This window comes from Actinomadura verrucosospora (genome assembly GCF_039540335.1).
In the GTDB taxonomy this organism is placed as follows: Bacteria; Actinomycetota; Actinomycetes; order Streptosporangiales; family Streptosporangiaceae; genus Spirillospora; species Spirillospora verrucosospora.
On the sequence record NZ_BAABEV010000005.1, the window covers coordinates 127,211 to 140,966 of the forward strand.

At 71.4% G+C, this 13,756-nt stretch carries 13 protein-coding genes; 3 read left to right on the top strand and 10 right to left on the bottom strand.

Going from position 1 to position 13,756, the window contains the following annotated elements; all coding sequences use genetic code 11:
• Positions 1 to 197: 197 nt before the first annotated feature.
• From ABD944_RS07955 to ABD944_RS07970, 4 genes are read right to left on the bottom strand one after another with little or no spacing between them, the layout of a single operon-like run.
• Positions 198 to 848, bottom strand: a complete 651-nt coding sequence (locus tag ABD944_RS07955) for a response regulator (protein WP_345173893.1) — start codon at positions 846 to 848, stop codon at positions 198 to 200.
• Complete coding sequence (locus tag ABD944_RS07960; protein ID WP_345173896.1) at positions 848 to 2,044, bottom strand: sensor histidine kinase; 1,197 nt, start codon at positions 2,042 to 2,044, stop codon at positions 848 to 850. Before ABD944_RS07960 ends, ABD944_RS07955 begins: the two co-directional genes overlap by 1 nt.
• Positions 2,041 to 3,663 (bottom strand): carboxylesterase/lipase family protein, encoded by a 1,623-nt coding sequence (locus tag ABD944_RS07965; protein WP_345173899.1) that lies wholly within the window; start codon positions 3,661 to 3,663, stop codon positions 2,041 to 2,043. The genes ABD944_RS07960 and ABD944_RS07965 overlap by 4 nt, the downstream gene beginning before the upstream one ends.
• Positions 3,656 to 4,069, bottom strand: a complete 414-nt coding sequence (locus tag ABD944_RS07970; RefSeq protein WP_345173902.1) for a hypothetical protein — start codon at positions 4,067 to 4,069, stop codon at positions 3,656 to 3,658. Before ABD944_RS07970 ends, ABD944_RS07965 begins: the two co-directional genes overlap by 8 nt.
• Before the next feature lie 212 nt (positions 4,070 to 4,281).
• Here ABD944_RS07970 and ABD944_RS07975 point away from each other — a divergent pair, with 212 nt between their 5' ends.
• Together ABD944_RS07975 and ABD944_RS07980 are read left to right on the top strand one after the other, a co-directional pair.
• Positions 4,282 to 5,106 carry a MarR family winged helix-turn-helix transcriptional regulator gene (locus tag ABD944_RS07975; protein WP_345173905.1) on the top strand — a complete coding sequence of 275 codons (825 nt, stop codon included), beginning with the start codon at positions 4,282 to 4,284 and terminating at the stop codon, positions 5,104 to 5,106.
• A 659-nt stretch (positions 5,107 to 5,765) separates the two neighbouring features.
• Positions 5,766 to 6,668: an aminoglycoside phosphotransferase family protein gene (locus tag ABD944_RS07980; RefSeq protein ID WP_345173907.1), complete on the top strand. Its 903-nt coding sequence runs from the start codon at positions 5,766 to 5,768 to the stop codon at positions 6,666 to 6,668.
• Between the two features lie 159 nt (positions 6,669 to 6,827).
• Here the strand turns inward: ABD944_RS07980 and ABD944_RS07985 are convergent, their stop codons facing one another.
• A complete protein-coding gene (locus tag ABD944_RS07985) occupies positions 6,828 to 7,796 on the bottom strand; it encodes an RNA-binding protein (RefSeq protein WP_345173910.1) in 969 nt (322 codons plus the stop codon).
• Positions 7,797 to 8,084: 288 nt separating this feature from the next.
• Here ABD944_RS07985 and ABD944_RS07990 point away from each other — a divergent pair, with 288 nt between their 5' ends.
• Positions 8,085 to 8,474 (top strand): hypothetical protein, encoded by a 390-nt coding sequence (locus tag ABD944_RS07990; protein WP_345173913.1) that lies wholly within the window; start codon positions 8,085 to 8,087, stop codon positions 8,472 to 8,474.
• A gap of 387 nt (positions 8,475 to 8,861) precedes the next feature.
• Here ABD944_RS07990 and ABD944_RS07995 read toward each other — a convergent pair whose 3' ends face one another.
• The 5 genes from ABD944_RS07995 to ABD944_RS08015 form a co-directional block, all read right to left on the bottom strand.
• Positions 8,862 to 9,401, bottom strand: coding sequence for an NADPH-dependent FMN reductase (locus ABD944_RS07995; RefSeq protein ID WP_345173915.1), 540 nt, complete (start codon positions 9,399 to 9,401; stop codon positions 8,862 to 8,864).
• A gap of 48 nt (positions 9,402 to 9,449) precedes the next feature.
• Complete coding sequence (locus ABD944_RS08000; protein WP_345173918.1) at positions 9,450 to 9,923, bottom strand: flavin reductase family protein; 474 nt, start codon at positions 9,921 to 9,923, stop codon at positions 9,450 to 9,452.
• Positions 9,920 to 11,092, bottom strand: a complete 1,173-nt coding sequence (locus ABD944_RS08005; RefSeq protein WP_345173920.1) for an LLM class flavin-dependent oxidoreductase — start codon at positions 11,090 to 11,092, stop codon at positions 9,920 to 9,922. The genes ABD944_RS08000 and ABD944_RS08005 overlap by 4 nt, the downstream gene beginning before the upstream one ends.
• A gap of 51 nt (positions 11,093 to 11,143) precedes the next feature.
• On the bottom strand, positions 11,144 to 12,352 hold the full coding sequence (locus tag ABD944_RS08010) for an SfnB family sulfur acquisition oxidoreductase (RefSeq protein WP_345173922.1): 1,209 nt from the start codon (positions 12,350 to 12,352) through the stop codon (positions 11,144 to 11,146).
• Positions 12,353 to 12,506: 154 nt separating this feature from the next.
• Positions 12,507 to 13,748 carry an acyl-CoA dehydrogenase family protein gene (locus ABD944_RS08015; RefSeq protein ID WP_345173924.1) on the bottom strand — a complete coding sequence of 414 codons (1,242 nt, stop codon included), beginning with the start codon at positions 13,746 to 13,748 and terminating at the stop codon, positions 12,507 to 12,509.
• Positions 13,749 to 13,756: the final 8 nt, after the last annotated feature.

A 13,756-nucleotide genomic window follows, 5' to 3' on the forward strand; every position in this document is an offset into this window, starting at 1 on the left:
ACACGATAGATAACGTCGGCCATGCGGACCCCCGGTTGACGCTCGCTCAGACGGCTTGGCCGCTGGCAGTACGGCTTCGACCTCGACAGATCCTCATCGTGCCAGGCCACCGGCGGGCCGCCCGGGTGTTTCGCATGTCGGCCCGCGCGCTGGGCGCGGATGGCCGAGGCCGCCCGGGCGCCCTCCTCCAGCGACGCTCACTCGGCGTCGTGGGCAAGCAGGGCGATCTGGACGCGGTTGTTCAGGTCGAGCTTGCGCATGATGCGTGACACGTACGACTTGACGGTGGTGACGCTCATGTACAGCTCGGCGGCGGCTTCGGCGTTGGACAGCCCGCGGCCGACGGCCTCTGCCACCCGGCGCTCGCTGTCGGTGAGGCAGGCGAGCCGCGTGCGGGCGACCGTGCGGGTCTGGTGATCCCGGCCGGTGACATGGGTGATGAGCTTGCGGGTGACCGACGGGGAGAGCATGGGCTCGCCTGCGGCCACCCGGCGGATCGCCGTCACGATCTCGGCCGGCGGGGTGTCCTTGAGCAGGAACCCTCCGGCCCCCGCGCGCAGGGCATGCAGAACGTGCTCGTCGGTGTCGAAGGTGGTCAGGACGATGACCTCGGGGGCGTCGGCGGCGGCGCGCAGCAGGCGGGTCGCCGTCAGGCCGTCGGTCCCCGGCATCCGGATGTCCATGAGAACGACGTCGGCGCGGGCGGCACGCACCGCCGCGGGCACCGCGGAGCCGTCGGCGGCCTCGCCGGCGATCTCGATCCCCTCGACGCCGCCGAGCATGGTGGCCAGGCCCGCCCGCACCAGCCATTCGTCGTCGACCAGCAGCACCCTGATCGGTTCCGGCATCACGCCTCCCATGGCAGCCACGCGCGCAGCAGGTGGGCGTCCGCCACCGGGCCATGCTCCAGCCGCCCGCCGGCCAGCGTGGCACGCTCGGAAAGCCCGGTCAGGCCGATGCCGGTCCCCGGAATCGCCGGACGCCCGCGATCGGGGCCGGGCAGCGGCTGATGCACCTGGACCTCCAGCCCATGCCCGGCCTCACCCCGCACGGTGACGGTGACCGGCATGCCCGGCGCGTGCTTGCGCGCGTTCGTCAATCCCTCTTGGACGACCCGGTAGGCGGTGCGCCCGGCCAGGGTGGGCACCGCCTCCACGTCCCCGACGTCCATGTCCAATGTGACCTGTGCGCCCGCACGCCGCGACTCCTCGACGAGCCCGGCCACGCCGGCGAGCGAGGGCGGCGGGGCGTCCGCGCCGTCGACCGGGTCCTCGCGCAGCAGCCCGATCACTTCGCGCAGGTCGACGAGCATCTGGTGGACGCCGCTGCGGATCACCCCGGCGGCGCGCGATATCTCCTCCGGCGAGGCGTCCGGGCGGAACTCCAGCGCGCCGGCGTGCACGCTGAGAAGGGACATGCGATGGGCGAGCACATCGTGCATCTCGCGGGCGATCCGCACCCGTTCCAGCCGCCTGGCCTCGACCTCCCGGAGGTGCCGGTCGCTCTCGGCGCGGTGGGCCCGCTCGGCGAGGGAGGCCAGGAGCTGGCGACGCGCGCGGATCGCCTGCCCCCAGCCGACCGTCGCGGCGGTCAGCAGGGCGACGATCGCCACGCTCACCGCGTAGGGCAGCTCGGGAGGGGGACGCAGAGCCACGGCGATCATGCCGGTCAGCACGCCGAGCGCGCCGATCCCCACCGCCACGGGCCAGGGCCGCCGCACGGCGACCGTCAGCGTCGCCACGAACGCCGCGCCGCCGGCCGCCAGGGACACGGCCGAGACCGCCGTGACGACCAGTGCCAGCCCGACCGGCCGGCGGCGGCGCATCACCAAGGCTGCGCAGCAGGCGAGCCCGGCCGCCAGGTCGGCGTTGGCGAGCGTGTCCGCTCCCCGTGCGTAACTAGGCCAGAGGTTCAGCGCGCCGATCACCACCGCGACGGCGATGACCACGAGGGCCGGCGCCGACCCTGCCGGCGTTTCGGCGGCCGGGTCACGATGCGGCTCGGCCCGGCGCGCCCCCGGCACCGGCCACCACGGAGTCCTCATGTCCGTGACGCCCAGAACCGGCAGTGGTGACCGGCGGCCAGGTCGGTCTGGGAGATTCCGCCGCGCGCGGAGTCCAGCGACTGGGTCGCCGGGGACCCCGGCCAGCGGGGCAGCCCCGCCCTGTTCGGATCGCCCTGGGCGGCGAACGCGGCCCAATACATGATCATCGATTCGGACAGGTTCCGCTGCGCGGGGTCGAGCGGCACGGACGTGCCCTCGATGTCGAAGAGCAAGGGGAGCTCCGAGCCGTGAAACGCGCCGGGCGGGTAACCCTCGGGGAAGATGCCGAGGAAGTCCGGGACGTTCGGCTCGGCGAACTCGAAACTGAAGACGGGCACGTGCCGGGCCATAAGACGGTCGGCGGCGAGGGTCGGGCACACCCATCCGACGTCGGTGCCGACCGCGGCCCAGGCCAGCGCGGCCGGGGAACCCGACTGGCCGGAGTACGCCCGGGGCGGATACCTGACGTAGACGCGACGGGCCATGCGCTCTCCGAAGGACGTCGCCAGCAGAGCCCGGTAACGGGCGTCATCGATGGGCTCCTCCGCCTCGAAGAGGCTCCCGAACAGCCGGTGTTCGTCCCGGGTGTTGCCCTGCATCACCGGTACCCGATGGAAGGCGCCGGTCCGCAGTGCCTTGACGGGGTCGGTGGGCAGCGCCCGGGTCCCGAACGCCGGGGTGACGAACTGGCCGTTCAACGCCAGGAGCTTCCTGGTGTCCGTCCGGCGCAGGCATGCCGGTCCGTCCGGTCCCGCGCAGCCCAGCCCCGCCGCCGCCGCGGCGCCCCGAGCCTGCACGGCCGTTCGGGGCGCCCAATAGGTGATGGCGTCGAGCCCGGGGCCCATCACGTTCTTGGGCCAGCTCTGCAGGCACGATCCGCTCTGGATGATCGCGCGGTGGAAGAGCCCGGCCGCCGGAGGCGAGACCAGTTGGGCACAGACGCTCGCCCCGCCCGAGGACTCGCCCATCAGCGTGACGTTCCCCGGATCGCCGCCGAACGCCCGCGCGTTCGCCCGTACCCAGCGCAACGCGGCCCGCTGGTCGGCCAGAGCGTAGGTACCCGACCCGGCCATCCGGGGATGGCCGAAGAACCCGAACACGCCGAGCCGGGAGTTGACGGTGACCACCACAACGTCGCCCATGGCGGCCATGCGGCGGGCGTCGAAGTCGCTGCCCGAACCCGAGCTGAACGCTCCGCCGTGCAGGTACACCACGACCGGCCGTCGCTCAGAACGGTTCCGGCGGGGGCCGGTGACGTTGAGGTAGAGACAGTCCTCGGAGGAATGCGCCGCGACGCCACCGGTCTCGTCCAGCTGCGCGCATGCCGGTCCGGGCTTGCTCGCGTCCCGTACCGCCGTCCAGGGACGAGGACGGACCGGCGGGCGCCAGCGCCTGGCCCCCGTCGGCGGCTGGGCGTAGGGAATGCCTTGATAAAGCTCCGTGCGTCCTGTCGCGACTCCGCGCACCGGACCCAGATCGGTCTGCACCACCGGGTCCGCCTCGCCCGTCGTGACCGACGCGCCGACCGCCGGGACGCTCAGGGAGACCGTCATCAGGGCCGTCACGGCCCAAACCGGCTTGGCCGTCCGCCACCTTCGTCCCATGCCCGGCTCAGCCATGGCCCGACACCAGCCAGCTCTTCAGCAGGCGGGTCCACTTGCGGTTGGCGGTGGTCTCCAGGAACGTCTTGTGATCCACCATCAGGTAGATCTCGCCGGCCGTGACCGTTTCCATGATGAGCGGCCTGCCCGAGTTCAGCAGCCCGCCGACGAACCGCCCGTACAGCTCGGTGTACTCGTTGGCCACCGATCTCACCTCCTCCGGCCGCAGCACGAGATCGGACCCACCATGCCAGCCGCCGATCACGAGGCGGTCGGGATGGAGCTCCAGCCGTCCGGACCGCGGGAACAGCACCCGCTGGTCCACCCCCGCGGCGATCCGGTGACCTCTCTTGCGCCCCGCGAGCTCGTCAGCCGGGGAACCGACGTACGAGCCCTCCGCAAGGGGAACCTTCGATTCGCTCATGATCCCAGGCTCCCGCCATGCCCTGTACGCCCGCAGCCTCCAAAAGAAGGCAACGCGCCACCGACTTTGGTCGCGGCCGAGGCCGTGTGACTCCCCCGACGTTGTCGGCGGAAAATCGGACCGGAGTTGTCGGATCCGGGCCGCGCCGTTCGTAGCGATGGTGAGACGCCGCCCACGAGGACGGCCGTGACGATCACAGGAGATGCCGACCGATGTCGCACACACAGTCCAAGATCCACAAGATGTTCGAGCTCGTCGAGCCGATCGCCACCGTCACCTTCTCCGAGGTCCCGAACGAGGCGTTCCTGGCCCTCGGAATGCGCAACTACTGGGACGGATACTTCGCCGGGCGAGCCGCGCCGCTAGGGCTGGCACCGGCCGAGGTGGTGCACGCGGTCTTCTACAACTTCGCCGACGGCGAGGTGGCGCGGCACCTCCCGTGGGTCTGGGGGAAGATCACCCCGCAGGAGGCGATCGCCGTGCGCGAGCGGGGCAGCGCCACCGCGCTGCGGCAGATGATCGGACAACTCGCCGACTCCCCCGGCCTGGCGCGGGCCGCCGACCTCGCCACCCGGGCAGCGGTCAGCGCACCGACCGAGGGCCGAGTGCTGTACGCCGCCCTCCGGGCGCTCGACGTCCCCGAGGAGCCGGTGGCCCGGCTCTGGCACGCGGCGACACTGCTGCGCGAGCACCGCGGGGACGGCCACAACGCCGCCCTCGTCGCCCACGGCATCGGCGGCACCCAAGCCCACGTCCTCATGGCCCTCTCCCTCGGCATGAAGGCCGAGGAGTTCGGCCGGATCCACCACCTGCCCAAGGCTCAGCTGGCCGCTGTCGTCGACGGGCTACGCGGCCGCGGCCTCGTGAACGCCGACGGCGGGTTCACCGACGCCGGCCGGGAGACCAAGGAGCGGATCGAAGCCCTCACCGACGAGCTGGCGGCACCGCCGTTCGAAGTGCTCAGCGCGGACGAGCTCGACGAGCTGGCCGCAGGACTCGAACCGATCGCCGCCGCAGTACGCAGCTACGACAACTGAGCAGCCAGATGCAAGAGACGCCACACCCCCCACCCCAGCCACCGAGGTGAACAACATCCCTGCAGGACGGGAGACTGCGGGCGTCTCGCCCTGGACGCCCGACAGGTCAGGTCCGCCGCTCAGGAGGCGATACCGCAACCCAGCTCGAGGCACCTGAACAAGGAAGCTGCGAGCTCTCGGGCCCGTCCTCGACCGCGCAGAGTGACCGGCGGCGCGCTCCTCTCGTGACCTCCTTCGCGGTGGAAGAAAGATGATCTCCCGGATCCCTCCCACTGAATCGCTGAGGGCCTGGCCCAGAGTCGAAGAAGGCCCCGCTCTAAACGGGGTCGCGCGCGCTGCCGGTTAGCCCCGGTGACCTACTGGTCACTGCGACCACACCAAAGAGGCCTGCCGTTCGTTCGAACAAGCCTCTGACGTGAAAACGTGGGCGAGACAGGCGCGGGCGAGCGCGGCGGATGCTCAAGCCAAGGTCGTCCCGACGGCAGCGGTAACGGTCGGCGGCGGTGTCTCCTCGTGCGGTGCGGCCAGCGGGCCAGAGCACGTTCGGTGTTCTCTGCCTTCAGCCGGGTGACCGGGGTCGGCTCCCGGCTCGGGCGGCCGACCCCCGTTGATCACGAGTGGAGCCGAAGTCGGCGCTTGCCCCAGTACTGTCGGGTCGTATGACGGACTCCGAGATCGAGGTCACCGCGGATCTGGTCCATGAGCTGCTGCAGGAGCAACATCCCGACCTTGCGGAGCTGCCCATGCGCGAGGTGGCGGGCGGGTGGGACAACCAGCAGTGGCGCTTGGGGGACGAGTTGGCCGTGCGCATGCCGCGCACGGAGCGTGCCCCGGACCTGCAGCGCAAGGAGCGCCGCTGGTTGCCCGTCCTGGCCCCGCGCCTGCCGCTCCCGGTCCCTGACCCGGTACGGCTCGGTGAGCCCTCCGAGCGTTTCCCGAAGCCCTGGACCGTCATGACGTGGGTTCCCGGCGAGCCACTGGACTCCACCTCGATCAACCGCGTCGACCACGCGACCGACACTCTGGCGGGCTTCCTCAGGGCGCTGCACGTGGAGGCGCCCGCCGAGGCGCCGATCAGTTCGGACCGCGGTGCTCACCTCAGCAAGTACACGGACGACTTCCACCACGTCCTCGACGCCGTTGCCCTTGGTGGTATCGCCGACGATGTCCAGGCCGTCTGGGATGACGCCGTTGCGGCGCCCGAGCGGGAGGGCCCGCCGGTCTGGGTGCACGGTGACCTTCATCCCGCGAACGTCATCATCTCGGACGGGACGCTCGCAGGAGTGATCGACTTCGGTGACATGTTCGCCGGCGACCCGGCGTGGGACCTCGCGGCCGCATGGGTCATCCTTCCCTCGGGCGCCGCCGCACGCTTCTTCGACGTCTATGCGCATGCCGACGAGGCGACGATCCGACGCGCTCAGGGGCTCGCTGCTCTGAAAGGCCTGATCCTCATGCTGATAGGCCAGAACGGAGACCGAGGCATTCCTGGCGGCAAGCCGACCTGGGGGCCCGCAGGCCGAGCAGCGCTCGATCGCGTTCTGAGGGGAGCTCAACTGTAGGCACGCCACGCGGATTTTCCTTGTGCGCGCATGGCACCCACCCGCAGCTGAACCTGCATCGGCTGCGCCTGCTCGGTGGCCTCGGCCGAACGGCGGGCTGCCTATCGACGCCCCCGATCGCGGCGGGCCAGGCGTGAGCGGGGCTCGCGGTTTGCCGACTTACTCGCTCGATGTCGGCTCGGTTCGCCAGCGGGCACGCAGGACCCCGTCGGTGTCGGGCAGCACCGCGGCGAACAGCGGGTGATGGTCACCCGCGGTCAGGGGAATCACCGCCGCGGCGCGTGCATGGGCCAGTAGCGCGGCCAGTTCGGCGAACTGCTCCTCGCCACCGATTCGGCTCGTGATGTGTCCTGACGGGTCCTGCCAGACAAGTTCGATCGAATCCTCCTCGGGGAACGCGGCCGCAACCGCCTCTAGGTCGGTGGACAGGTCCGGCCACACGGTCACCCGGGCGCGCGGGGTAAGCCCGGCACGTACTCGGTCAATGTCCGCGAAAGTGAGGCGATACCACCGGGAGGCGTTGCCGACGTAGCACTCCTGCAGGAGAAGCGCCCCTTCCCCGGGAATCTTCAGGGACACAGCAGCCCAGAAGTCATCGTCAGCGAGGCACTGTTCGCCGGGCTCTATTTCCGGTTCGTAGGGAGATGCGTCGATCCGTTCGGGAAACAGCCCCAGTTCACCGGTGAGGGCCTGCGCCCGCTCACATGGCACGTTGCTCCCAACGTACACGTACTGGTCGTACCCGACGTGGACGAAGAACCGGTCTTGGACCTCCAGCCGACACCAGGGGCCGTTGTCGCGCAGCATCGCCCGGACCAGTTCCAGCCCGACGGTCACCGGCACCTGCGCACCGTCGTGATAGCCCGATAGGTCGGCCGGGAACAGCCCGGCCAATCCGTATCCCTCGACCGGAGCCTCAAGCCCGAAATGCGCCAGACCGGCCACCTCCGGCTCGCGGATGTCAAGACGCTCGACTCCGGTGTCGTGCGCGAAGGCGGCCACGGCCTCCAGATAGGCGGCCTCAACCGGCCCGCGATCGCTTATCGAGTCCTCGCCGCCGACATAGTGACCACGCTCATCGCGGTCTGCCGGGTTGTACTTGGTAATCCGGTAGACATGCGGCAGCACGTCACCACCACTCCTTCGCAGGACGAAAGGACGGGGACAGGACGGTGAGCTCAGCCGTTCGCATGGTCACCAACCGATCCTGTGCCCTACTCGCTCGAACGATATTCGAGGATCAACCCCCGACCTACGGATCAAAGCCGGAGCTCTCGTATCAGAGCACTTGGCCGCCTGATGACCGGGCGGCCGGTCCATCTCCTCGGTTTCGGGCAATCGACGACCCGGCCGGCCATCGAAGGTTTCACCTCCCGCGCCCGGAACTGGTGTCGCCGGGTGGACGTCGTAAGGATCATGCTGAGAGCTGAGGACTTCATGGCGTCGGCCGATGTGAACACCGACGTGGCCGCCAACGTGCTCGCTTATGTGGCCGAGTTGGAGCGGCGTGGCGTCATCGTCTCCGATGTGGAACACGAGCCGGACGCCGACGGCGCGGAGGAGTGGTCCTTCCGCCTCAAAATCGCGAATCGGTGGCTGGTGCGCGTCATGATGCCGGTCTGGCCGCTGGAATGGGTACAGCGCCCCGCGGAGTTCGAGGAGCAGATCGCAAACACCGAGTGGCAAGGCGGCATGTACGTCGACGGCAGCCTGGACGGCCCGACCGACTTCGACGATGAGTACCCGACCTGGGAGGAGGCCGTCGAAGCGGGCGTCCGCATCGCCCAGGCCGCCGAGCAGGACTGACCGGCCCCAGACGAACGGCCGGGCGGATTGGGAGACCAGTGTGGTCGGTGCGCTCGCCGCATCGATCGGGTTGGCCCGGCGTACGGGTTGTTCGCACCGGGTGGACATCAGGTGTGGCAGCGGGCCACGGCGTCGGGCCAGGGCCGGGTGAGCCAGGTCAGCGGAAAGCAGACCACCAGCGGCGACCGAGGCGGCGCAGGAGATCCTTAGCCGACTCGACACGCCGCTGGCACAGGAGGCCGAGCAGGGGCTGGACTGGGTGGCCCAGGCCCGCCGGCAACGGCGGACGGCGGCCGGGCGCACCACAACACCAAGAAGAGCAAGGGGAAGCGCGGAAAGCGGAAAAGGTGAAGATGATCCTTCGCCGGGCCCGGCGATTCGGACGAGTCAGCCCTCAAAGGCGGGGGTCGGTGCCGAGGCGGTGAGGAGAGCTGCGATCTGGGGTGCGGCACGGTCGGCCCAGGCGTCGAGGAGCTGCTCGGCGTCGGGAAGTTGGGATTCGAGCAGGACGATGCCGGGAGTGGGGACGTGCGCGCCCAGTTCCACGAGCAGCGGCCGGAAATGGGTCTCCACGGCCAGCGCGTGCTTGGCGTCGCCCATGACCAGCAGGGGCACTGCGATCGTCGTGGTGAGCGCGTGGCCGGGCAGGCGGTCGAGGAAGGTCTTCAGCAGCCCGGTGTAGGTGCCTTTGTACGTGGGGCTGGCGGCTACCAGGACGTCCGCGGCAGTGACGGTGTTCAGAGCCGACTCGACGGCGGCGGAGGAGGCGGTCGGCAGTTCCGGCGCCAGGGCCGCCAGGTCGATCGTCTCCCCCAGCGCCGCGTTCTCGATGCGGTCGGCGATGGACTGCGCGGCCTGCAGGGCCGCCCGGTGCGTGCGGGACCGCGCTCGTGGATTGCCCACGAGCGTGATGATGTTGTTGGTCACCTGTCCTCCTTGGAAGTGGTCTCGGTCGGTCGGCGGGAAGGCCCCGCGTCAGGTCAGGCGCCGGAAGACGCCGGCGTGGAAGACAAGCGGCGGGGTGCCGGGGACGGCGTCGAGGTCGTGCACGCGGAAGACGACGATGTCGTGGTCGCCGGACCGGACCTGCTGCTCGATCGAGCAGTCGAACCAGGCGGCGGCGTCGTCGAGCAGGACGCAGCCGTCACTGGTGGCGCGCCAGTCGACCCCGGCGAAGCGGTCCGGGGCGCGCGAGCCGATCCGCCGCCCCGCGTGCTCCTGGTGCGCGCCGAGAACGCTGATTCCGATGCGCGGAAGGGGGCGCAGCAGCGGCCAGGTGGTCGAGGTGTGCGCGACGCAGACCGACACCAGCGGCGGGTCCAGCGACACGGGGACGAACGAGCTCGCAGCGATCCCGACGGGCCGGTCGTCCACGAGCCCCGCCACCACCGCGACGCCCGTCGGGTAGGCGCCGTAGACGCGGCGCAGATCGAGTTCCACGGACGTCATCGTGCGGTTCCCTTCGGGAGGAAGGCATTGTGCCCGGTGCCGGTACCGCCCCCGACATGGAAGAGCCCGTGCCGGTCGAGGTGGGGAAGCACTCCCTCTCCGAACCAGTACAGCTCCTCCAGGTGGGGGTACCCGGACAGGACGAACTCGTCGATGCCGATGCCGGCGTACTCGGCGATCCGGTCGGCGACCTCGGCGTGCGAGCCGACGAGCGCCGTCCCTGCGCCGCCGCGGACGAGCCCGACCCCGGCCCACAGGTTGGGCGCCACCTCCAGCGCGCGGGGGTCGCGCCAGGTGCCGTCGGCGCGGCTGCGCTCATGCAGGTCGCGCATGCGCCGCTGGCCGGTCGACTCGCTGCGGGCCAGAGCGGACTGCGCGGCGGCGACCGTCTCCTCGCCGAGCGCGTCGACGAGCCGTCCCGCCTGCAGCCATGCCTCCTCGGCGGTGTCGCGGGTGATGACGTGCAGCCGGATGCCGAAGCGCGGCTTGCGGCCCCGGGCGGCTGCGAGCCCGCGAATCCATTCGATCTTGCGGGCCACCGCGTCCACCGGCTCGCCCCAGGTCAGGTAGACGTCGGCGTGCTCGGCCGCGACCGGTCCCGCCGCGGCGGACGAGCCTCCGAAGTACAGCGGCGGTACCGGATCGGGCCGCGTCGGCAGCCGGGCCGCGTCGATGTCGAGGTGGGCGCCGCGGTGGGTGACGGTCTCGCCGGCCCACAGCCGCCGCACGACCGACAGGAACTCGTCACAGCGGGCGTATCTCTCGTCCTTGGACAGGTGGTCGCCGTAGGCGCGCTGCTCGTGATCCTCACCGCCGGTGACGACGTTGAGCAGCAGCCGTCCGGGAGCGTGCGCGGAGAAAGTCGCGGCCATCTGCGCGGCCAGCGTGGGGCTGACCAGCCCGGGACGGAACGCCACGAGGAACGCCAGCCGCTCCGACTCGCGCGCCAGCATCGCCGTCGTCAGCCACGCGTCCTCGCACCAGGCCCCGGTGGGGGTGAGAGCGCCGGCGAAGCCGAACTCCTCGGCGGCGCGCACGATCGACGACAGGTAGCCGACCGAAGCGCGGCGGTCGCCGGCCGCCGCGCCGGCGAGTTGCCCGTGCCCGCCGCCCACGATGAAGCGCGAGTCGCCGTAGGTGGGCAGGAACCAGTGAAGTGTGAGGGTCACAGTGTCTTTCCTTCCTTCCGCCCCGTCTCGGGCGCCGCCCGGGAAACCGGGTCAGATCTGGCCGTGGCGCGGCGGCGGAGTGCCCGACAGCAGCCAGCGGCCGACGTGCTGCACCTTCCAGCGGGCCGGGTCGTGAAGCGTGTGCGTGCGCGCGTCCCGCCAGTAGCGCGACAGGTTCAGCGAATCGGCCGCCGACCTCGTCCCACCCAGTTCGAACAGCGCCGACGACGCCTCCAGCGAGGCTCGGGACGCGGCGACCTTCGCCACGGCCGTCGCCACCGACGCCCGTGCGGTGGCGTCGCCGGTGGGCTCGCGCTCGGCCGCGTCGATCGCTTCCGCGGCCTCGCGCAGCAGCGCCTCGGCGGACCGGACGGTGATCTCCAGCTCGCCGGCCTGCTGGACGGTCAGCGGGTCCGCGGCCGCGGTCTCAGCGCCGCTCTCGAACCACGGTCGTGCCTTCGCCACGGCGGTCACCGCGGCGTCCAGCGCGCCGCGGGCGATGCCGGCGTCGAGCGCCGCGTGCAGCACCTGGGCGCGGGCGCCGTAGGTCGTCGGCCCGTCGAACAGCGTGCTGTAAGGGACGACCTCGTCGCCGTCCACGCGCACGCCGACGAGCCGGACCGTTCCGCTCGCGGTGGTGCGCTGGCCCATGCCGTCCCAGTCGTCCTCGACCGTGACGCCTTCGGCGCCACGGCGGATGTACGCCAGGGCCTTGCGCGGGAGGCCGTCCGGTAGCGGCGGTCCGTCGGCGAGAACCGCCCGCACGACCAGCCAATCCGCGAACAGCGCTCCCGTGCTGTAGTACTTCTCGCCGTCGAGGGTGTACCCGCCTTCCTCGCGGCGGCGCAGCGTCGTCGTGTCCTCGGCCGCCGTACGCCCGCCCCGCTCGGACTGGGCGTTGGCGAAGCGGGCGCCGGCCAGGGCCTCGGCGAAGTACCGGGCCTGCTGCTCCTCGGTGCCCTGGCGGCGCAGGGCCTCCAGGAACACGAAATGGCTGTGCGGGATCTGGGCGAGGCTCGCGTCGGCCGCGGCCAGCGTTCGGAACACCTCCGCGAGGGTCGCCACGTCCACCTCCGCCCCGCCGAACCGCGCCGGGACGGTGACGCCGAGGAGTCCGGACTCCGACAGCTCCGCGACCTCGGCGGCGGGCGGTCTCCGGTCGCGGTCGCGGTCGCCCGCCCGCTCGGCGAACGAGGCGGCGAGCTTGCGTGCGGTCTCCACGGCCTCGCCGCCGGAGCGGATCACGTGCGGGGTCGTCATCGGCCCGGTCCGGGGTGCACGAGCGCGGTCGTCGTCATGGGTCTCCCTTCGCGGACCCGGTCCCGCGGCGGAAGGGGGACCGCCGCGGGACCGGGGGGACGGATCAGTGCGTTTCCAGGGCGGCGCCCCGCAATTCCTGCCGGCGTCGCCGGGATCAGCGATAGAGCGAGAACTGCGGGGCGCGGCGGTTCAGCGTCCAGTCCCCGACCTCGCGCGCCTTGTAGGCGACGGGGTCGTGGAGCGTGTGGGTGCGCAGGTTGCGCCAGTGCCGGTCGAAGCCGTAGTCGCTGGTGGTCGCCCGCGCGCCCTGGATCTCGAACAGCCGGGACGCCGCCCCGAGCGCGACCTTCGTCGTCAGGTACTTGGCCTCGTAGACGGCGACGGCGGCCTCGGCGCGCTCCTCCTCGGTGAGCGACGGGCCGGTGTCCAGGGCCGTCTGGAGCGCCTCGCCCGCCCGGTCGGCGAGCAGGGCGGCGGCGCGGATCTCGCTCCGCAGCTCGCCCACGGTCTGCAGAACGTAGGGGTCGTCGGTGGCGCCGTCCACACCCGAGGTCTCCCACGGGGCCGCGTGCAGGCGCGTCCAGTCGAGGGCCTCGCGGAGCGCGCCCTCGGCCGTCCCGATGTAGAAGTTGACGAACGCGAGCTGCCAGTGCGGTGTGACGAGCGTCTGGTACGGGCTGAGCTCCCGGCCGGTGAGCGGATCGGGCCCGAGGATCTCCGAGCGCTCGACGCGGGTTCCGTCGAACTCGACGCCGCCGGAGTCGGTGAGGCGCTGGCCGATGTTGTCCCAGTCGCCCAGGGCGCGAAAGCCCGCGCGCCCTCCCGGCAGCGAGACGAAGACCAGTTCGCCCTCGTAGGAGGCGGTCACCGACAGCTGGTCGCCGAGGCTCGCACCGGACGCGAACGAGCGGCGCCCGTCGAGCCTGAAGCCGTCCCCGTCGCGGGTGAGGACGATGCCGGAGCCGCCGCGCGGGTTCTGCACACCGCCCCAGAAGAGCTTCTCCTCGCCGTTGCGGCGGGAGAGCGCGTCGGCCTGCTCCGGCGTGCCGAACAACGGCGCGATGCGGGTCTGGGCGTAGTGGTAGCCGATGAGGTGGGCGATGGAGGTGTCGCCGCGCGCGATCCGGCGGGTGATCAGGGACGCCTGCGCGTACGCCAGCCCGTCGCCGCCGTACTCGACTGGTTCCTGGACCTGCAGGAGGTCGTGTGCGCGCAGCAGTTCGACCTCGGCGCGGGGAGTTCCGTTGGCGCGGTCGCGTTCGGCGGCGGTGGCGCGCAGCTCGGCGGAGACGAGGTCTGCGCGCTCCAGGGCCGCGACGAAACGCTCGTCCCGGCTCTTCTGCTCGTTGGCGGTCTGCTGTTCGGTGGCGGTCTGCTGTTCGGTGTCGACGGACATGCTGCTGT